The sequence below is a fragment of the Pseudomonas sp. PAMC 29040 genome (genome assembly GCF_003994535.1).
GTDB lineage: Bacteria > Pseudomonadota > Gammaproteobacteria > Pseudomonadales > Pseudomonadaceae > Aquipseudomonas > Aquipseudomonas paraversuta.
Window position 1 is genome coordinate 440,908 of sequence record NZ_RZAA01000001.1, and the last position, 19,213, is coordinate 460,120.

The window sequence follows — 19,213 nt, forward strand, 5'->3', positions numbered from 1 at the left end:
GACGTGCGTCTGCCCTTGAAGAGCCGGCGCACGCCAGAGGTCAGCTGATTTTGAGGGGAAGTTGCAGATAGGACGCGTGTTCACCACCGGTGTGGATCACATGTTCCCCACTGTTGGCACCGCGGTACTCTGCGATGCCAGGCATCATGTTGCCCATCAGGTTTCGCGCGCTGATGACGAAGCGCAGTTGCTCGCCGGGGTAGAACGCAATACCGAGCGGTAACAGATCGATCTCAATGTCGACGATCTCACCGGGTGCGAGCTTTTCCACACGGTCGAAGCTGTGGGCCGGCACGTCCTCGCTTGAAAGCGCTTTATCGAGGTGCCGCGCCGAGACTCGCAAACGCCCGTCAGAGCCTTTGTAGCGAAGAATGGTCGCACCATGATCGGTGAGGTCGTGAATCATCGCGCTGTGGTTAGGTGTGGTGAACTGCTGCAGTGGCGTGCCGTGGGCATCGAGTTTCTGCACCAGCACAAACACATCCATGTCGTCGGCGCCTTTCGCTTCGACCCACAGGTGTGCTTTCGGGTAACCGACCAGCTCGGTCTCCTTGTCGAAGCGGATAATGAACGAGACCGCATTGGGGTTGTTCTCGACGCCATAGGAGACCGCCACATCAGCAGCCGGTGCCTGGGTTGTCAGCGTGCGAGTACGGCCGTCGAGGTAGAACCTGGTGGATACCGCGCCTTGCGGGGGGAACTCTTGTGCAGCGACGTTAACCTGATGGCCGCCTTTGAAGTCATGCACGGCATAGCGCACACGCGGTGTGGCCTCCCAGTCATTGGCCTGACCTTTGAGATAGCGGTCGAAAAAACGACGCAGGTCGTCCACGTTCGCTTCGTCGTAGTAATCGGGCCACTCCTGGCTGTTATGAATACGCAACCATTTGTCTTGCGAGGCGATCCGCCGCCAGGCGCGGAATGTACCGGCGGTATGCAGCGTATTGGAATAGCTGGCGACGATGTACGCCGGCACATTGATGCGCTCAAACTCAGGGATTTTGTTCTCCCAGAGCTCATTCATCAGCGGATAACGCGCAGCTTCGGCAAGGATGTCTTCTTTTTTGTTCTTGCCGAAGAAACTGCCGTTCTGCAACAGTCCGGCGAAGGCGAGATCAGGCATGCCGCCACGCAGCACCAGGTCGCGGTACACGTCACTGACGCCTTCCCACGGGTTGATGGCTTTCAGCGCCGCAGGCTGCTCGGCGGCGGTAAACCACTGCGAAACGGCCAGGTACGAGGTGCCGCTCATGCCGACATTGCCGCTGCACCATGACTGCTCTGCGAGCCAGTTGATCAGGTCGTGGCAATCGCGACCGTCCTGACGATCCCAAAGCACGCTGTTGCCTTCGGAATCAACGCAGCCACGAATGTCCGGGTTGCAGATCGCGTAACCGTTGGCGCACCAATACGCAGGATCCGGCGCTTCGAACTTGGCCAGCCCGGACACGACGTTGTTGTTCAAACCGACCAGACCAAATACGCCCATCACACTGACAGAGGTGCCCTGCCCTTTGCCGTAAGGACTCCACGCAATAATCACCGGCACCTTTTCGCTGCCAGCCGGGCGGAACACGTCGACGTAAATGGTCACGCCATCGCGCAACTGCACCGCGACGTCCTTCTCGAACACGATGTCGACGGGGATCGGGCGGAACTGTGGGGCGATTTGAAAGCCTTTTTCCAGCGTCCGCGTGCCCGGCTCGAAAGCGGTCAACAAGCCGGTTCGGGCAGGTGGCAGTGGCGTGGACGGTGTGTAGATTTTTTGCGTATCGCTCATGGAGAGACTCCCTTGTCTGGCGCCCGTATTCACCGGGGGCAATTAATTCGTTGGTCAATCAAGGTTCAGAAAAACAGCGTGAAACTGGCTTGCAGGTTGAGGGCGTCTTTGACGTCCGGACTGAACGCCGGATGTTCGACGTAACTCAGCCCCGCGCGAACATAGGTGCCGGCGGCTACGCGCATGTTGTAAGCGAGCGTTGTCGATTTCGAGTCGTCGGCATTGGACACATGCAGCGTATCGAGCTTTTTGTTGGCGTCGTCGCTGTAGCTGGTGTAGCCGTACTCCAGCATCACCATGTCGAATGGACGCGAGTCCAACGGCCCTTTGGCAAACACGCGCAAGCCGTAATACAGGTCAAACAGGTTGCGATCTTCAGGTGCGGTCATCCAGGTAAACCCGGCGTACAAGCCACGGGAAGCGATGGCGCTGTCGAATTGGTAAAACTGGTAGTCGCCCAGCACATAGCCGGCGTAGTTGTCATCACTGCGTTCATTGCTGAGGAACTGCTTATATTCCGAGGTGTTATGGATGTAACCGGCTCGCAGCCACGCGTACGGTGTGCCCGGCGCAGAGGCGCGTTTGTAGCCGAGCTCATCGATGTACAGCGCGCCGGCGTGATCAACGTGCAAGTCGAGCTCACCGGCATGGCGGTCGATCTCCGGCCTCATGCCGTCAGGACTGATGGAGCGTTGAACGCCGAATTTGTTATAGAAGTTGCCGTAATTCAGCGTGACGTTGGCTGCAGGGCTGGACACCGGCGCGTGGCTCAACCCCACTTGATACGGGATCACCGCTTGTAAACCCTGAGTGCCACCCACCAACGTGCCGCCGGTAAACGGGCCAATAAATTCCAGATCGTTGGGCAGCACGCCGATTTTGAATTCGACGGTTTTATCCCACAGGCTCTGGTAGTAGGCGATGCGCGTGTAGCTGAATTTCGAGGACGGATTCACTTCATCCCAGCTGGAGTAGTAGCTGCCCACTCCGAAAATAAACTGCCCATTGTCGAGGCCGACCCGCCCCAGATCGTAAGTAAATCCGACCAGCAGATTTGACGAATACGTCGGGCGCTCACCGCCATAAGCCTGCGGTTTGTGGCGGTCGTGATCGAGATAGTTATTGGCGAAGGTGGTCATGTTCAACATGTTGAAACCAATGCCGTAATCAGCCAGATCACTGCGAAGTCCGCCGGCGTCCCCAAGGATGCTTTCCGACGGTGGCGGCAACTCGGTCAATTGTCCGTGTTCAACCAGTGCATCGATCTTCGCGAACTGCTTTTTACGTTCGATGATGTGGCCCAGCAGTTGGCTGTCGGGCAAGGCTTTTTTAGTAGCCGCCTGATCAAGGCTTTTAGCCGGTTGCTTCAATTCCGGGGCAACCTGACCCTCAACGTTCTGCGGCGTCGGCTTTGTTTCAGCACGAGCATTCAGCGAGTGAGCCGCCCAGATTGCCAACAGTGCCGCCAGCGTCACGCGGACAAATTCAGGCGCATGCTTACGGATTCGGTTCGTCCCGTTTTGATGGGGCCGCATACAATTTCCTTTTATTCTTATTTTCCGTAGTCATTAGCGTTATAGCCGGCCACGGCGCAGGCACGCACAGTGGCCGTATTGCTTGTTTTTACTAGGTGGCTTCAGGCGCGATCACACGCTGTGGTTGATCGGGTGACTTGGCAGACAGGCACAACAAACCAAACGCCGCGACCGGGAGTATCGGAAACAGCATCAGGGCCGTGCGGTATGAACCGCTTTTATCGAACACCATGCCCAACACGAACGGGCCGATAATGGCGCCCAGCAGGGTCACCGAAAAGGCGCTGCCAAGGATCCGCGCATACGCCAATTTGCCAAAGCGGCGGGAAATCAGATAACCGAGAATGTCGATCTCGGCACCCTGGGTCGCACCAATCAGGAAACTGGCCGCCAGCGCCCAGTGCAGCCCGTCCAGCAACATCAGAAAGCCAACCAACTGGCAGGTGAGGAAAATCCCCGCGACGGTTCGGGTGTGCAGATGATCAAGCAAGGCACCGCCAAACAGTCGCCCGAACAACGACCCGGCAGAACCCGCCGCAATAATGCCGGCGATCTGATTGGCGGATGCGCCCCAATCCGAGAGCATTGCCGGCAAGTGCACGCTGGCCCCCACGACGCCAAACAGCACCAGTACAAAGGCCAGCGAATACAGCCAGAAATCACGGGTGGCCATGGCCTCCCGCAACGTCATGCCGATCACCTCTAGCTGGCTTTTTTCAGCACGGCGCTCGGACTCCGGAATCGGCCCGTTGTTGTCACGGACAAACACCGCGAGATTGACCAGACCAATCGCCAGCGCAGTCGCCCCGGCCACCAGAAACGCCTCGCGCCAGCCATTCAATGCGATGTTTTGCGAAATCAGATAGGAGAATGCGCCAGTGCCGACCGCGAGGCCCGACGACGTGATTGCAAAGGCCAATCCCAAGTGTTTATCGAACCAGCGCTGGGTCAAAAACAGGAAAGCCGGATAACTCGCCAGATTGCCGAACGCCACACTCATCGCCGTGATTGCAACGAACGCAGGGAACGAGTGAATGAGCGACAGGCACATGTAGCTGCCGCATCCCAACACCGTACCGACCAGCGCGACACGGCGCGCGCCAAAGCGGTCAACGAGGAAGCCAGCCAGCGGCATTACTAGCGCGTTGCAGATCGACGCGACAGAAATGATGATCGCAAAATCGGTACGCGACCAAGCGAACTCAGCGGTCACCGCCTTCATGAACAGGCCCAGCGGAATCAGCAGAATGGCCGGCGACGCAATGCTCATTCCGAGAAAACACCCAACAAGTACTGACCAACGTTTCATCTCTTGTGTCCTTATTATTGTAATGGCACACGTGGTGGAGCTTTAGGTCGACGACGTTACGGATCCGGCTTTTCAGGAGCCTACGTCCAGTCGTGATTTATATCAACAGCAGTTGAGATAAATGGCAAGTGAAAGGATGGACGGAGTGTGGGGATGACCAGCACGCTGCATAATGCGTGTACTGATCATTCACCCGGAGGGTCGCTGCAAATGGCAATTGTTCATAAAGCTGCTCAGGCAGGTTTCTCAACAGAAGCCAAAACCTATACGCAGGGGCGTCCAGACTATCCCGGCGAAATACAGACATGGTTTAAAGACGCGCTGAACATCAACCCTGGATCGGCAGTTATCGATTTAGGCGCCGGAACCGGCAAGCTCACGCGTTTGCTGGATTCAACGGGTGCTGATGTGATTGCCGTTGAACCGGTCGAGGCCATGCGAGTCGAGTTTGCCAAGCATTTACCGAGCACCAGGATTGTGGACGGAATGGCCGAATCGATTCCCCTTGAGGACGGAACGGCGCAGGCGCTTATTTGCGCTCAGGCGTTTCACTGGTTCGCGAATGAAACGGCGCTCATTGAGATTCACCGAGTACTCACACCGGACGGCCGGCTCGGGCTGGTCTGGAACGTGCGCGATGAGTCAGTCGACTGGGTGGCCGCCATCACTGAAATCATCACGCCCTACGAAGGCGATACCCCACGCTTTCATACCGGCGACTGGCGCCGACCGTTCAACAACGGCCGTTTCTCGGAGCCCGAATTGAGCTGCTTTAATTACACCCATTCAGGCAGCGCCAAGTCTGTGATCCTTGATCGATTTCTCTCAGTCAGCTTTATCGCCGCGCTCCCTGCTGAAGAGAAAGAGACAGTGGCTGATCAACTGATGAATTTAATTCAGACCCACCCGGCGCTGCGCGGGCGCGAGACTATCGAGTTCCCCTATCAGACCCACGCTTATTCATGTCGCCGTCTGGATTGAATTGATCCGTTTAGATTTAAACCTCATCTATCCGGCCTTGTCATTTGCCAACGCTTGAGGCGGAGTCGATGCCACTGACATCTCTGCCAAAGGAATTACGCCATGTCGAAGCTCTATCCCAGTATCGATCCCTAGGGGTTGGTCGAGTACTCAGTGGTCTACACCGACCGCTCGCTGAACCACATGTCGCAGTCCTTTCAAGCGGTGATGAAGAGCATTTCCAAGACCCTGAAACAGGTCTACCACGCCGAGGCGGTTGCGGTGGTGCCGGGCAGCGGCACTTTCGGCATGGAAGCGGTGGCGCGCCAGTTGCGACCGGCCAGCAATGCCTAGTGATACCCAACGGCTGGTTCAGTTATCGCTGGAGCCAGATCCTTGAGATGGGCAACACCAGACGAAAGGGTAGCCGAGAACGTAAAGAGAAGGAGCCGTACGTCAATCTGATGATCGACCGTTTATTGACCTTAGCGAGAGGTAACAAACGGCTGATTGCAGCCAACCGTTGATCGGAAGCCACCATGCGCACTTCAGTCGAAAATACCGCCCCCCTTGGGCAGGTGCTGATCACTAGGCCGATGCCGAACCGACGTAGCACACGGACATCTTAAACACCAACTCAAGGACGCTATACGCCTATATTGATGTGATTGTCATTTCCAAGCAGTGGTAGCTGGTGGAGCAGCTGATTCGCCGTGGTGCAGAAGACGTTTAGGTAAGGTGTTTGGCGGCCGCTTAAATGCAATGCACCCGGTACGGGATGTCGGTGCACATCTCTGCAAGTTCAGACATGACCGTGGAGCCCAAGCTCAGGTCCGTGATGATATGACCCACTGCGAGCGGATACAATTGTCTGGCCAAGCGCAAACCCTGAGCAAAGAGTTCAACGCTTTCGCTACCAGCAAACGGTCCCGCGCCGACGGCGTTGATGTCCACCTCGATGGGGCCTTTCTAGGGTAGCCAGATGACCTTGTCGGGCGTATCCAGCTCGCGATGCAATTGCTTAACCTTGGCATGAAGCGCGGCCCGCACCGGCTCCATGCTCAATGAACCGTCAATGATCAACACCGGCAGGGGCTGAGCTTCTATTGGCGAAAAAGCGCTGAGAACAGCCGCCAGCGGCACTGCGAGGGACTGCCGCGTCTGTGGCCTGAACTCGCCGATCAGCATGTACGCGTGCTGGAAATCGACTTTGTCGTAATTGAGCAGTACCAACTCGCCGTCTGCGGCGACTGCATCGCCGTAGGATTCAGCCACACCATCGAAGTAGCGTTTCTTCAGCGTCTTCAACGATTCATCACCGGGCATCTTGTGCTGCTTGCATTCGATGATCGCCGCCACATCATCTGGCTGAATCAAGGCAGGTGTACCACGAACAACTACGATATCGGGGTGAACATTTTTGCCGGCGCGACGCTGATAGGACGGCTGGTAGATGATCTGGCCAATGGGAGCGCTCTTACGCTCGGCGATCACCACCTTTTGACCCAGTTCAAGTAACGACGCACCGGTCGGCGAGCGGGCCAACTCGAAGCCGCGTCGCTCAAAAAGCTGAAGTGTAGTCACCAAGTACCAGAGCTCGTAGATTTGCCAGCGGTGGCGCCTGAATGGCAAATCGAGAATGTCTTCTGGCTTGAGGCCGGGGCTGCATTGATTCAGCAGCGGATTTAGTTGTGAAAAGGAATGGATATCCCAGCGCGGAAGGTTGTGGATGGCCCATAGCGCGGGGATGGCATCGAACCGAGATAAGGCAAAAATTAGGACATTTGCTTCGCAAGCGGTTGTTCTATAAAAGGCTTGCGTGCAAACCACCTCAAGCCTTCCTAAATGGCTGGCCATCTCGGCCAATCTGCGGACGCCTATTGTGTTGTCTCCGGGAATTTTCAATCCTGACAAGTAGTTGCAGCCCAAATGAGTGAATTCCCCCCTTATCTCGGCATGACGGTAGCGGATTGCGTTGAACCCATAAGTGATGCCTTCAATCTATCGCTTGGAGAGGTAAGTCAAATACAACCCGGAATTACGACTCTCCGATCATATTTCACCACGGAGGTGTCGATATGATGACTGAACGAGCCCCATGAAAGAGCTCCCTCTGCCGTCGGTGCCCGCCGGCACGTCAGCCTGGAGACGGCTCACATGCGCGACCCGCTCAAGATCGATCAACCCACCTGTATCAGTTTCAGCGGCAGTCGCACCAGAGCCTACATGCTGTGGCGAGTGCTGCATGCCAATGCGGGCCTGCCTGCGGATACCATGGTCTGCTTCGCCAACACCGGCAAGGAAGTGGAGGCCACACTGCGTTTCGGGGCGCGAGTGCAGCGTACGGTGGTAGGTGCCAATCCAATGGCTCGAATACCGCGATGCGTTGCCCGGCTTCGCGGTGGTCGATTTCGCAAGCGCCAGCCGGCAAGGCGAACCCTTTGAGGCGCTATTCCGCAAGCGCCAGTACCTGCCCAACCCGGTAGCTCGGGGCTGCACCACCTTCCTGAAGATCCGCGCGATGCACAAGTTCGTACGCAGCCTGGGCTGGACCGATTGGGACCAGTTCATCGGCATCCGGGCTGACAAGCAGCGCCGCATGACGAAGATCAGGGCGCGAGGTGACTGCCTTTTGGCAGGCTCAGCTCTTCGACCTGGAATTGCTGACCGTGAATGGCCGCACGCTCGAAGGCAACTGCGACCTGTGCTTTCTCAAGCCACAGGGACAGCGGCTGGCACTGATCAAGGCCAAACCGGGGTCCGCCGTCTGGTGGATACGTATGGAGTCTTTGAATCTTGCCAGCAAACCCAGCGGCGCGCGCTTTCGCAACGATGGCCCGACCTATGCCGACCTGGCCCGATTCGCCGCCCACCAGCGCGACATGTTCGATTCCGACGAAGAGTCCATCGCCTGTTTTTGCTGCGACTGATCAATGGGGATGCGCGCCAGTACCGATTTCCGGTAGCAGGCACATCGCACGGGTGCCACGTTACAGCCATGTTCCGCTGACGTTGTCAGCAACATGCCCAGGTGGTCACGATCTTCAAGACTACGGCGCGGTTCCGTCCGCGTTGATCAATCCAGTTCGCACTCGGCATCCCAGATGCGAACGCCCATCGAGTCTTCGATGGTGATGCCAATCTAGTTGTACCGGATCCCAGGATCCATCAACCCACGCGGGGGTTACACACCTCCCGTCCGGGTCGGTGTGTCTCCGCACTCTTGTCCTTCAAGTCTGGAGATTCACCATGACCACTTCATCCGAAAAAACCTTTTTCGATCTTCACATCACCGGCCTCGGTTATCTCAATCGCGTTCGCGAAGTGAAACCGAAGAAAGGTGATCCGTTCCTGGCCTGCGATATCGCAGCGCTCAATGGTCCGAGCGACGACGTCTCGTACGTGCGTTTTGATACGCGCGTTTCGGGCTCGGAAGCACAACATCTGGTTCGTCGCTGCATCGAGGCTGTCGAGGCTGAGAAGAAAGTGATGATCGGGTTCCGACTCAGCGACCTGTGGGCCGACACGTTCACCTATTCCAAAGGTAAACGTGCAGGCGAACAGGGAGTGAGCCTCAAGGCCCGTCTGCTGTTCATCAGTTGGATCAAGGTCGACAGTGCTTTGGTTTACAAGGCCGAGCCGAAATCGACCAAGGCCGATGAAAGCGAATCGCAAGCCCCTGCGGCTTCCGAATCGCCTGTCAGCCAGGAAGCACCCGCTTCGGAAACCTCCGAGTCTGTTGCAGAACCTGTCGACGAAGCCACCGATGCACAAACACCGGCACTGGCCGAGTCGTTCTGATCCGTAACGCCGGGGTGGTCCTTCGATTCAACCCTCGTGCGGTTGATATCGGGCCAACATAAGCCCCGGCCTTCCTTCATTGCCTATTGGGTTATTACGCCATTGGCGTATCCATCCGCATCGGTACGACCGACATGCAGATGAGCTTCTTCCTGCCAAGTTTCGTCCAGCCCCTGCATCGCGGGGCTTTTTGTCCTATGCACTCGTGCTCGCCTGGCTCCTAGCCAGTCGTTGTCGGCTGCTCAATTTTCAAGGAGTTTGTCATGCAACTTGCCTCTCGTTTTGCATCACGTTCCCCCGTGCTACGTGCTGATCATCCGCTGTCCGATGACCAGATCCGCGCAGTCGCCCCTTCCATCTTCGCGGAAAACCCGCATGAAAGCCGTTCCGAGCGGTACAGCTACATACCGACCTGCGCTGTACTGGCGAAACTACGCGATGAAGGGTTCGAGCCCTTCATGGTGTGCCAGACCCGCGTGCGTCACGAAGACCGTCGTGAATTCACCAAGCACATGCTCCGGCTTCGTCATGCGAGCCAGATCAATGGCAAAGAGGCCAATGAAATTATCTTGCTCAATAGTCACGACGGTACGAGCAGCTATCAGATGCTGGCTGGCATGTTCCGCTTCGTCTGCCAAAACGGTCTGGTGTGCGGCAACATCGTCGGCGACGTCCGTGTGCCTCACAAGGGCAGCGTGACGGAACATGTCATCGAGGGCGCCTATGAAGTCCTGCGTGGCTTTGACCAGGTACATGACTCCCGTGAAGCCATGCGAGCTATCACGCTCGACGATGGCGAAGCAGAGGTCTTTGCACGCTCGGCACTGATGCTCAGGTACGACAGCCCGGACAAGGTGCTGCCGATCACTGAAAGCCAGGTGTTGGCGACACGCCGGTTCGATGACCAGCGCACGGATCTGTGGTCGGTGTTTAACCGAGTACAGGAAAATCTGGTCAAAGGAGGTCTGTCCGGCCGGACTGCCAACAGTCGTCATCAACGCACACGCCCGGTGCAAGGCATCGATCAAAACGTACGCCTCAATCGGGCATTGTGGTTGCTGGCAGAAGGTTTGCGACAGCTCAAAGCTTGACCGCTCGCTGACTTTGCCACTCCGGGCAGAGTCAGCGATTCTCACACATCGCTCCTGCTAGAGCGCTCTTCAATCCCCAAGGGGCTGTACTGGCCTCGCGGGCTGGTGCCGTCCCTGCTTCTTCGAAAGGACATCACCATGCCCCATGCATCCGCCATCCAACCGCTACTGCGCATCCACGGACCGATTTCTTTATCCCAAAGGAGCTTTACCATGAACCTTCGATACCTCCCACATCTGCGCTCCGCGCAGCCCTCCTCCGCCCCAGAAGCACCGTGCCATCAGTGGTGATTTAGCGTTGGTGGTTATCACTGACGAGCAACGCAGTCTCACGACCATTCAATTACTCGTCGAGGCAGTTGCACCCTGAAGGCCGAGATTGTCGGTTTATCCACCTGTTGGGGCCCATCACCCCAAGGGTGCTGTGGTTCTCAACAAGGAGACTTCCATGGCACATTCATCCAGATACCACCGCCGCCACTCCAAGCTGCTGTTTCCGGTTGGCGCGTTGATCTTCAGCAAGGGCGTCGATCGCCTGATGCGTGAAGGTCGCCTTGATCCAATGCCGTTCTTTCAACGTCATGCGCATGGGGACTGGGGCCAGGTTTCCGACGAGACCTGGTACGCCAACAACGCCGCGCTGAAGATCGACGGGCAGCTCAATTCATTCTACGTGGTCACCCGCGAAATCAGCCTTAGCATCATGTCCGAGGCCGACCGCAGTGCCACCATGATCCGGCTACCGTCGGAACGCTGAGGCCGCTCTTGCCATTATCTACCGACTTCCGCTCGCCAGTACCGGCCAGTCACTTTTTTCACCGCCCGGGGGCCTAACTCGGCCCCTGTCCCCCTTGGCCTAAGGCAGAGTTTCCGAGCGAGGCCAAAGGCATGATCAATCTGGTGACTCGGCGAATCCTATTGTTTGCTGATGCACCGGCCTTGTGAGGCGATGGTGTCGGTTCCACGCTCCAGAGAATCGACCGATGCCAGCATTCAGCCAAAATCACCCCAGCAGGGTCTTACTCTGCCTGCTGATGACAACCGCTCTGGCCGGTTGCACGACGGCATCCGCGCCTACCCCGCCCACTCCGGCAGAACCCGCAAAGAAAGGTCGCAGCGCGTCCGCGCGCGGGATGCCGGAGTTCATCCCGGTGGTGCGTTATGGCCGGTACACCCTGGTCGAGTTGGCCCCGGCATCAGCACAACAGGACCTGCTGCTTCAGGTCGTCGATGTGGCCGTTCCCGAGACACGCACAGCCACCGTTGGGGACGCCCTGCGTCATGTCCTGCTCCGTTCTGGCTACCAGTTGTGTTCCAGCAGTGATATCGCAGCGCTGAATGCGCTCCCGCTACCGGCTTCGCACTACCGACTGGGCCCGCTGTTGTTGCGTGATGCCCTGCTCACGCTGGCCGGTCCTGCCTGGGATCTGGAGGTCGACGACGGCGCACGCCGGATCTGCTTCACCCGCGCAGTGCAGCCCACCACCGGTGGTGCACTTCCCCAATCCGGACCGGTCTCCCCTGTCGACATAGCGCGGCCTCCATTGAAAACGGAGGCCAGGCCATGAGGGGATTTCAATCCACCCCAGGCGACTCCCGCAGCATGCTGTTGCGTGCGGCCGGCATCGCATGGCTGACCCTCATCAGCGCAGCCACGATCGTCAACCATGCCTCGCTGTCGAGTCTGGCCACCCAGGCCAGCGCCAACGTTCAGGCCAGCCAGGTTGTTGCCTTGGAAGCCGGACTGACTGAGCTGAACCAGAGCCTCGACACTCTGCAGAAACGGCCTGTTGCCTTAACCCAAGCCCGTTATGAGACTGATAGCAAAACACTTGAGCAACGAATGACCGCCATCGAAATCGGACTCAAGCAGCGTCTGACAGCAGCCAGCCTGTCTTCCCTGGAAACACGCATCGACCAGTTGACCACCCGTCTGGATAAACCCAACCAGACGACTCCAGTACCGGTGCGCACCCGTGTGACACACCCGACAAAGCCGACCCAAGCAGCGGGCCTACCTTTTACGGTTATGGGGATCGAGCTTCGCGGCGGCGAACGATTTCTGTCGATCCTGCCAACCGGCAATGCCGCCTTTTCCGAGATGCGCGTCCTGCGTCCCGGTGAGACCGACAGCGGCTGGCGCCTGCAAGCCATCGATGGCCAGACCGCCGTGTTCCAGCGCGAGAACGACGGTCAGACGCATCGATTGACGCTGCCATAGGGGCTCCGGATGAACAGCAATCTTGTTTTCCGCGCTTTAACGCTGAGCCTGATCGCCTTCTTTAACTCTCCGGTGATCGCACAGAACGCTCTCACGATTGCCTCCACCGTCGCGCCCAGCGAGGAACAAACAGCGACCTCACGCGTCAGCGATGAACAACAGGCTCGTGACTGGGGGTTGCGCACGGAGGAATGGGCTCGCTATCGCCAATTAATGCAGGGACCGCTGGGCATCTTTTCGCCCAACCTCGACCCATTGACCGCACTCGGCATCGAAGCGCGCTCCGAGGAAGAACGCGACCGCTATGCCGAGTTGCAGGTTCAGGTTGAAGCCCGCCGCGTCGAAAAGACGCTGGCATACCAGCGGGCCTACGACACCGCCTGGCAACGTCTACACCCGGGCATGCAACGTGTCACCCTGCCCAGCCATACTCCAGGCAATTCCTCCACCACCGCCAACAGCACCGACCGCATCGCCGTGTTCATCAAGGACGGCTGCGCGCCATGTGGCCTGGCGGTTCAGCAGTTGCAGGTATCCGATGTCGGCTTCGACCTCTACATGGTTGGCAGCCGCGCCAACGACACGCTCATTCGCGACTGGGCAAAACGCGCCAGTATCAATCCAGATCGCGTACGCAACGGTTCAATCACGCTCAACCACGATGCCGGTCGCTGGCTGTCTTTGGGCCTGCCGGGGGACCTGCCTGCCGTTGTGCGACAGGTCAGTGGCCAATGGCAACGGCAGTGACCCGCTGGCGTCATCGGCTCGTGGTACTGGGGTGGATGGCCATCATCGTCCCCGTCAGCGCGCAGGACGTACCGCCTCCGGCGTATCAGATCGCCGCTCACCGGGCTGGCATTCCCTCAACGGTGCTGTATGCAGTGGCGTTGCAGGAGAGCGGGCTGCAACGCGATGGCCGGCTGGTGCCGTGGCCCTGGACCCTGAATGTGGCGGGCGCGCCGCACCGTTTCAGTTCCCGCGCCAAAGCCTGTGCGGGTCTGCAAAAGGCGCTGCGGGAGGTTCCCCCCACACGGGTCGACGCCGGCCTCGGCCAGGTCAATCTGGGTTATCAGAAGCACCGCTACCCGCAGCCCTGCGATCTGCTCGACCCGTATCGCAACCTCGCTATCGCAGCGGAAATTCTGCGCGAACAGCACACCGACGGCGAGGACTGGCTGCTCGCCATTGGACGCTATCACCGTCCGGCAGGAGGGGTAGCGGCCGCCCGCTACCGCTCGAGTGTGCACAAGCACCTGCAGCGCGTGCTCGGCGGCGCCCTCGCTGAAAACTCCCTCAGGAGAAAACCACTATGAAGCTCCATTCTCCTCTGCGAATCGCCGCCCCATCGCTGTTCGGCCTGCTATGCCTGGCCACCGGGGGAGCGCTCGCAGACGCCGCCTCGTTGATCGTGGTCGAAGACCGTGGCGGTGTTTCGGCATGGCCCTACTACCAATCACTGAATCTACGACCACGCCAGGACCAGCCGTTAGCCCCTTCCCTCGCCGCACCTCATCCGTCACAGCAACGTTTCAGCGAAACAGACATGCTGCCGGTTCGTTCCGGACGCCTGTCGCCGGGGGAGGAGCCGCGCAGGGTCATCCAGGCCCCCGGGCTGCGGCCAATGTTTCTGGTCGGCGATGACGACCACTCGCGCCAATGGTTACGCGAGCGTGCAGCAATCCTGGGCGAATTGAAGGCGGTTGGCCTGGTCGTCAACGTGGCATCTGCCGACGCCCTTGCCACCTTGCGCGGGCTGGCCCCGGGCCTGACACTATCGCCGGTATCAGGCGACGATCTCGCAGAACGTCTGGGGTTGCGCCATTACCCCGTGCTGGTCACTGCCACCGGCATTGAGCAGTGAGCCGCTCGCCATGGCCCAGCCTCATGCGGTGGAAGTCCTGCTACGGCCAGCGGTGGAGTTGTACACGGTGGCCGTCTGCGCCGCCGCCGCGCTTCTGTGCTTGGTGGCGCCATGGTCACTCGCGTTAAATCCACTGCTGGGCCTGGGATCAGCCCTGGCGTTCCTGGTGTTTGGCATTATTCGACTCCGTGAGGCACGGTTCATCCTGCGCTATCGGCGCAACATCCGCCGTCTGCCGAAGTACGTGATGACAAGCCGCGCTGTGCCGGTCAGTCAGCAGCGCCTGTTCATCGGTCGGGGGTTTCGCTGGGATCAACGGCACACGCATCGGCTGATGCAAACGTACCGCCCCGAGTATCGTCGCTATGTGGAACCCACGGCTGCCTACCGCATCGCCCGCTGCCTGGAAGAGCGGCTGGAATTCGCACCCTTGCCACTCTCAAAGCTTGCCCGACTGACGGCCTGGGACAGCCCATTTAATCCGGCGCGGCCGCTACCTCCAGTCGGTGGCATGCCGCGCCTGCATGGCATTGAACCGCATGAGGTGGACGTCACGCTGCCGCTGGGGGAACGGGTTGGGCATTCACTCGTCCTGGGCACCACGCGGGTGGGCAAAACAAGACTCGCCGAGCTGTTCATCACCCAGGACATCCGGCGGCGTAACGCAGTTGGCGAGCACGAAGTGGTCATCGTCTTCGACCCCAAAGGCGATGCGGACCTGCTCAAGCGCATGTATGTCGAGGCCAAACGCGCCGGGCGCGAGGGCGAGTTCTATGTTTTTCATCTTGGCTGGCCGGATATCAGTGCGCGCTACAACGCCGTGGGCCGGTTTGGCCGCATCAGCGAGGTGGCCACGCGCATTGCCGGCCAACTCTCCGGCGAGGGCAACTCTGCGGCGTTTCGCGAGTTCGCCTGGCGTTTCGTCAACATCATCGCCCGTGCACTCGTCGAGCTGGGGCAGCGGCCCGACTACCTGCTGATCCAGCGGCATGTGGTGAACATCGATGCCTTGTTCATCGAGTACGCCCAGCACTACTTCGCGAGCAACGAACCGAAGGCGTGGGAAGTCATCGTGCAGATCGAGGCCAGGCTCAACGACAAGAACACTCCCCGCAACATGATCGGCCGCGAGAAGCGCGTCATTGCGCTCGAACAATACCTGTCACAGGTCAGGGTCTACGATCCGGTGCTGGACGGGCTCAGATCTGCGGTACGCTATGACCGCACCTACTTCGACAAGATCGTCGCCTCGTTGCTGCCCCTGCTGGAAAAACTCACGACCGGCAAGATTTCTCAGTTGCTGGCCCCGGACTATGCCGATCTGGCCGACCCCCGTCCCATTTTCGACTGGATGCAGATTATCCGGAAGAAGGCCGTGGTGTATGTGGGCCTTGATGCGCTCTCGGATGCCGAGGTTTCAGCCGCCGTGGGCAACAGCATGTTCAGCGACTTGGTGTCGGTCGCTGGACACATCTACAAGTTCGGTATTGACGATGGTCTACCCGGCACGGCGTCTGGGGTCAAAGTACCGATCAACGTGCACGCCGACGAGTTCAACGAACTGATGGGTGATGAGTTCATCCCCATGGTCAACAAAGGCGGCGGTGCCGGTCTCCAGGTCACCGCCTACACGCAAACGCTCAGTGACATTGAAGCGCGTATCGGCAACCGCGCCAAAGCCGGTCAGGTGGTCGGTAACTTCAACAATCTGTTTATGTTGAGGGTGCGGGAAACTGCGACCGCCGAGTTACTCACGAAACAATTGCCCAAGGTTGAGGTATACACCACCTCATTGATGAGCGGCGCCACCGACAGCTCCGACATTCACGGCAAGACCGATTTTACCAGCAACACCCAGGACCGCATCACGACGACTAGTGTGCCCCTGATCGAACCCGCCCATGTTGTCGGCCTGCCCAAGGGGCAGTGCTTTGCACTGATCGAAGGCGGCAACCTCTGGAAGATTCGCATGCCGCTACCGGCACCCGACCCTGACGAAGTGATGCCTAGGGACCTGCAGCAGCTTGCTGGGTACATGCGCCAACACTACGTCGAGGCGGGTGACTGGTGGGACAGCAAGGCATTGCCGGGCCTGCAGGATGAGCCCCTGCCTGATGACCTGCTTGACGGGTTCCGGCATATGACGACCGCCGAAATGGGTGCTGAAGAGGCGCAACCGTGAGTGACCCGGCCAACACAGCGCAGCGCCAGCAGACTCAACAGCAGGGTTTGATCACCGGCATCATCACGCTGCCATTCCGGTTTGTGGCCGTGCTGTTGGGGTCGTTGTTTCTGTCCATCGTGATCGAATGTGTGGGTATGCACCTGTTCTGGGCCGATCAAGGCTGGCGGCACGCGCAAGGCATGCTGGACTACGAACTGACGCAACTCTCACAACACTTCACACGCAGCGCCGTGGTGCAGGAACCGGGACAAACGGCGTCCTGGTTGGTAGAAACGGCTTACCAATGGGTGTTCGTCAAAAGCGGGCTCATCGACTGGATGCGCGACGCATCGGCCAAAGCCAGTTCACCCAGCCAGGGAACGGGTCGGGATTTCCGTTTTTATCTGAGTCAGGTTTATGTGTACCTGGAGAACTACCTGATCGCCAGTGCGTACACGCTACTGGTGTTCCTCGTCCGGCTGCTGGTGCTGGTACTGACCATCCCACTATTCCTGATGGCAGCTTTCGTCGGACTGGTCGATGGCCTGGTGCGGCGGGACATCAGGCGCTTTGGTGCGGGCCGTGAGTCAGGCTTTGTCTACCACCGGGCAAAGGCCAGTCTGATGCCTCTCGCCGTCATGCCTTGGGTCCTTTACCTGACCCTGCCCGTCAGCGCACACCCGCTTCTTATCTTGCTTCCCTGCGCAATTCTGTTAGGTGCCGCAACAGACCTCGCAGCAGGCAGCTTCAAAAAATACCTATAAGTACTGACCGGTATTTCAGGCCAGTAATGCCTGCGCCGCCTCCATTTGCTCGTGCTCAAACGCTGGAGCAAAATCGTCCAACTCGCTCGCTTGCAACCCCACCACTGCACTGAGCGCAATCTGCCGCCAGTCCAGCACGGCGTCATACACTTCTGCCAGCACGGCCAACGCATCTTCCCGACTCAACGAAAAATAGGTGCTCCGCGCCAGCAGCATCTCAAGATCGGTGATCGGTCCATCCTCCTCCGACAGCCAGGTCTTCGACTCTCGCTCTTTGTCCGGGAAGGGATTGACGTCGAATGCCGGTGCCAGCCGCCAGAGCCCCTTTTCCACATGAAGAAAGCCATGGTTCTGCAGGTGGTCATCCACATTGGTGATCAGTAGGTTAAAAACCAGTCGCCGCCACAGCTGCTGCACATCTGCGGTCGGTGCATGCCCCACGGAACGGATAGCATCGGCAATTTCGGTATAGCTTCGATCCTCTTCGCGCGACGCCTGCAGCAAAGACGCGGCGGACTGGTATGGAATACGCCCATCAGCACCATCGCGATCGAAACGGCGGATGATAGCGACCGGTACGCCATCCAGCTCTATGATACGGGCCGGCGCGGCATTGATACCTGCTTGTTTTGCCAAGCATAAGGCCAGTACTTCGCCGCGCGTCACGCTACGGGTGTCGCCCACGCTTGGGAATTTTCCAATGGCGAGTGCGCCATCCTCATCGACCACCGTGCTCTTGGGGCGCATCCCGCCGAGCGATGTGCCTTTGCCCTGAAGGTAACGCAAATCTTCAGTGCTTTCCTGACCTTTCTCAACTGCCCGGCTGGCCTGGTAGATGCGCTGCAATTCCAGCAGTGGCGGTGTAGCGCGCCGTCCATCTTCAATCGTCCGGCAATAATGTCCGTTCTGTTCGCGCAGTCTCAGCGCGCCGATCCGGCTGAAATCGTCAACCGCCAGCAGGTAGTCCATCTCTGTCAGCGACGCGAGCGATGGATTCCCCTTACGACGCTTGGCATGGTCACGTGCGATGACCCGGCGTCCCCAAGCGTCCGGTGTCGTATCGGCAATGGCGAAATGAAAGACCGAATCGTGAGCTGAGGGAGCTCTACGTGGCTGATAACCCGAGATCAAGCTGAGATCGGCAGAAACATTGAACCCATCCTGATTCCCCAACCATCCCTGCTCATAGGCAAAGGTGGTGTTCTCGCGGCGCCCCTGCTTGACGTAAATAAGAGTGCCAACAGGTATTCCCGCCTTACCAAGACAGACCTGGACTTGCTGGCGAACTGAAGTAACTGATTTCATAATGCCCCCGATGCCGGCGGTTTACTGCGTACACGTTTAGGCAATTGTTCATCCATCAGCGTCAGCCCGATGTCGTCGTGCGCCGTATCCAGCAGGTTGGCCAGCGCCTGTACTTCACCGAACACGTGCAAGGCGCGGGCGAAGAAATGAATAGGCACCCGCATATCCCCTTTCTCCATGCGCCGAACAGTGGATACAGAAGCCCCCATTCGCTCTGCAAGCGAGGCCTGTGAAATCCGTCGACGCCTGCGTGCAAGCTCAATGTCGCTGCCGAGCTTGCGGAGCGCCCGCTCGACGGGTAACGGCAGTGGTGTACTCATTTATCATCCTCATAGGAACGCTTAAGGCTATTATCAGTCCCCATGAGAACAATTACCTCACGCCTCGTTACTGTTGTCAATAAACATCCCATGGGAGCGCTA

17 protein-coding genes and 2 pseudogenes are annotated in these 19,213 nt (G+C 58.6%); 13 read left to right on the forward strand and 6 right to left on the reverse strand.

The genetic code is table 11. The features are described 5' to 3' along the window. Window positions 1-40: 40 nt before the first annotated feature. The 3 genes from WG29040_RS01890 to WG29040_RS01900 form a co-directional block, all read right to left on the reverse strand. Window positions 41-1,780 carry a CocE/NonD family hydrolase gene (locus tag WG29040_RS01890; RefSeq protein WP_127195518.1) on the reverse strand — a complete coding sequence of 580 codons (1,740 nt, stop codon included), beginning with the start codon at window positions 1,778-1,780 and terminating at the stop codon, window positions 41-43. Window positions 1,781-1,845: 65 nt separating this feature from the next. Continuing rightward, entirely contained in the window at window positions 1,846-3,315 is a 1,470-nt protein-coding gene (locus WG29040_RS01895) for a carbohydrate porin (RefSeq protein WP_127195519.1), read from the reverse strand. Between the two features lie 91 nt (window positions 3,316-3,406). After that, window positions 3,407-4,624: an MFS transporter gene (locus WG29040_RS01900; RefSeq protein WP_127195520.1), complete on the reverse strand. Its 1,218-nt coding sequence runs from the start codon at window positions 4,622-4,624 to the stop codon at window positions 3,407-3,409. A gap of 210 nt (window positions 4,625-4,834) precedes the next feature. On the opposite strand from WG29040_RS01900, the gene WG29040_RS01905 reads away from it, so the two are divergent. Beyond that, a complete protein-coding gene (locus tag WG29040_RS01905) occupies window positions 4,835-5,605 on the forward strand; it encodes a class I SAM-dependent methyltransferase (protein ID WP_127195643.1) in 771 nt (256 codons plus the stop codon). Window positions 5,606-5,743: 138 nt separating this feature from the next. Then, window positions 5,744-5,994 (forward strand): annotated as a pseudogene (locus tag WG29040_RS01910) (alanine--glyoxylate aminotransferase family protein); the annotation flags it as partial. A gap of 559 nt (window positions 5,995-6,553) precedes the next feature. On the opposite strand, the gene WG29040_RS01915 reads toward WG29040_RS01910, so the two are convergent. After that, complete coding sequence (locus WG29040_RS01915; RefSeq protein ID WP_127195521.1) at window positions 6,554-7,450, reverse strand: hypothetical protein; 897 nt, start codon at window positions 7,448-7,450, stop codon at window positions 6,554-6,556. A gap of 291 nt (window positions 7,451-7,741) precedes the next feature. Here WG29040_RS01915 and WG29040_RS01920 point away from each other — a divergent pair. The 11 genes and pseudogenes from WG29040_RS01920 (at window position 7,742) to WG29040_RS01970 (ending at window position 17,486) form a co-directional block, all read left to right on the forward strand. Next, a pseudogene (locus tag WG29040_RS01920) lies at window positions 7,742-8,514 on the forward strand (Nin-like protein). Between the two features lie 319 nt (window positions 8,515-8,833). Beyond that, window positions 8,834-9,385: an STY4534 family ICE replication protein gene (locus WG29040_RS01925; protein WP_127195522.1), complete on the forward strand. Its 552-nt coding sequence runs from the start codon at window positions 8,834-8,836 to the stop codon at window positions 9,383-9,385. 263 nt (window positions 9,386-9,648) lie between these two features. Continuing rightward, the gene (locus WG29040_RS01930; protein WP_127195523.1) at window positions 9,649-10,476 is read left to right on the forward strand and encodes a DUF932 domain-containing protein; all 828 of its coding nucleotides are present in this window, start codon (window positions 9,649-9,651) and stop codon (window positions 10,474-10,476) included. Between the two features lie 448 nt (window positions 10,477-10,924). Next, window positions 10,925-11,233, forward strand: a complete 309-nt coding sequence (locus WG29040_RS01935; protein WP_046482971.1) for a hypothetical protein — start codon at window positions 10,925-10,927, stop codon at window positions 11,231-11,233. 226 nt (window positions 11,234-11,459) lie between these two features. Further along, on the forward strand, window positions 11,460-12,044 hold the full coding sequence (locus WG29040_RS01940; protein ID WP_127195524.1) for a hypothetical protein: 585 nt from the start codon (window positions 11,460-11,462) through the stop codon (window positions 12,042-12,044). Then, the gene (locus WG29040_RS01945) at window positions 12,041-12,697 is read left to right on the forward strand and encodes a hypothetical protein (RefSeq protein ID WP_127195525.1); all 657 of its coding nucleotides are present in this window, start codon (window positions 12,041-12,043) and stop codon (window positions 12,695-12,697) included. The genes WG29040_RS01940 and WG29040_RS01945 overlap by 4 nt, the downstream gene beginning before the upstream one ends. Before the next feature lie 9 nt (window positions 12,698-12,706). Then, entirely contained in the window at window positions 12,707-13,444 is a 738-nt protein-coding gene (locus WG29040_RS01950; RefSeq protein WP_127195526.1) for a TIGR03759 family integrating conjugative element protein, read from the forward strand. 35 nt (window positions 13,445-13,479) lie between these two features. Further along, complete coding sequence (locus WG29040_RS01955; protein ID WP_241495100.1) at window positions 13,480-14,010, forward strand: transglycosylase SLT domain-containing protein; 531 nt, start codon at window positions 13,480-13,482, stop codon at window positions 14,008-14,010. Next, on the forward strand, window positions 14,007-14,558 hold the full coding sequence (locus WG29040_RS01960; RefSeq protein WP_127195527.1) for an integrating conjugative element protein: 552 nt from the start codon (window positions 14,007-14,009) through the stop codon (window positions 14,556-14,558). The genes WG29040_RS01955 and WG29040_RS01960 overlap by 4 nt, the downstream gene beginning before the upstream one ends. Before the next feature lie 10 nt (window positions 14,559-14,568). Continuing rightward, window positions 14,569-16,740, forward strand: a complete 2,172-nt coding sequence (traD, locus tag WG29040_RS01965) for a type IV conjugative transfer system coupling protein TraD (protein WP_127195528.1) — start codon at window positions 14,569-14,571, stop codon at window positions 16,738-16,740. Next, complete coding sequence (locus tag WG29040_RS01970) at window positions 16,737-17,486, forward strand: TIGR03747 family integrating conjugative element membrane protein (protein ID WP_127195529.1); 750 nt, start codon at window positions 16,737-16,739, stop codon at window positions 17,484-17,486. The genes traD and WG29040_RS01970 overlap by 4 nt, the downstream gene beginning before the upstream one ends. Window positions 17,487-17,501: 15 nt before the next feature. On the opposite strand, the gene WG29040_RS01975 is transcribed toward WG29040_RS01970, so the two are convergent. Both WG29040_RS01975 and WG29040_RS01980 read right to left on the reverse strand, forming a co-directional pair. Next, on the reverse strand, window positions 17,502-18,791 hold the full coding sequence (locus WG29040_RS01975; protein ID WP_165878340.1) for a type II toxin-antitoxin system HipA family toxin: 1,290 nt from the start codon (window positions 18,789-18,791) through the stop codon (window positions 17,502-17,504). After that, a complete protein-coding gene (locus tag WG29040_RS01980) occupies window positions 18,788-19,111 on the reverse strand; it encodes a helix-turn-helix transcriptional regulator (RefSeq protein ID WP_024718120.1) in 324 nt (107 codons plus the stop codon). Before WG29040_RS01980 ends, WG29040_RS01975 begins: the two co-directional genes overlap by 4 nt. Window positions 19,112-19,213: the final 102 nt, after the last annotated feature.

Coding starts and splice junctions, on each gene's coding strand:
- WG29040_RS01960 (WP_127195527.1), top strand. CDS start 14,007: ATGAAGCTCCATTCTCCTCTGCGAATCGCCGCCCCATCGCTGTTCGGC.
- WG29040_RS01900 (WP_127195520.1), bottom strand. CDS start 4,624: ATGAAACGTTGGTCAGTACTTGTTGGGTGTTTTCTCGGAATGAGCATT.
- WG29040_RS01890 (WP_127195518.1), bottom strand. CDS start 1,780: ATGAGCGATACGCAAAAAATCTACACACCGTCCACGCCACTGCCACCT.
- WG29040_RS01955 (WP_241495100.1), top strand. CDS start 13,480: ATGGCCATCATCGTCCCCGTCAGCGCGCAGGACGTACCGCCTCCGGCG.
- WG29040_RS01980 (WP_024718120.1), bottom strand. CDS start 19,111: ATGAGTACACCACTGCCGTTACCCGTCGAGCGGGCGCTCCGCAAGCTC.
- WG29040_RS01950 (WP_127195526.1), top strand. CDS start 12,707: ATGAACAGCAATCTTGTTTTCCGCGCTTTAACGCTGAGCCTGATCGCC.
- WG29040_RS01945 (WP_127195525.1), top strand. CDS start 12,041: ATGAGGGGATTTCAATCCACCCCAGGCGACTCCCGCAGCATGCTGTTG.
- WG29040_RS01930 (WP_127195523.1), top strand. CDS start 9,649: ATGCAACTTGCCTCTCGTTTTGCATCACGTTCCCCCGTGCTACGTGCT.
- traD (WP_127195528.1), top strand. CDS start 14,569: ATGGCCCAGCCTCATGCGGTGGAAGTCCTGCTACGGCCAGCGGTGGAG.
- WG29040_RS01925 (WP_127195522.1), top strand. CDS start 8,834: ATGACCACTTCATCCGAAAAAACCTTTTTCGATCTTCACATCACCGGC.
- WG29040_RS01935 (WP_046482971.1), top strand. CDS start 10,925: ATGGCACATTCATCCAGATACCACCGCCGCCACTCCAAGCTGCTGTTT.
- WG29040_RS01905 (WP_127195643.1), top strand. CDS start 4,835: ATGGCAATTGTTCATAAAGCTGCTCAGGCAGGTTTCTCAACAGAAGCC.
- WG29040_RS01975 (WP_165878340.1), bottom strand. CDS start 18,791: ATGAAATCAGTTACTTCAGTTCGCCAGCAAGTCCAGGTCTGTCTTGGT.
- WG29040_RS01940 (WP_127195524.1), top strand. CDS start 11,460: ATGCCAGCATTCAGCCAAAATCACCCCAGCAGGGTCTTACTCTGCCTG.
- WG29040_RS01895 (WP_127195519.1), bottom strand. CDS start 3,315: ATGCGGCCCCATCAAAACGGGACGAACCGAATCCGTAAGCATGCGCCT.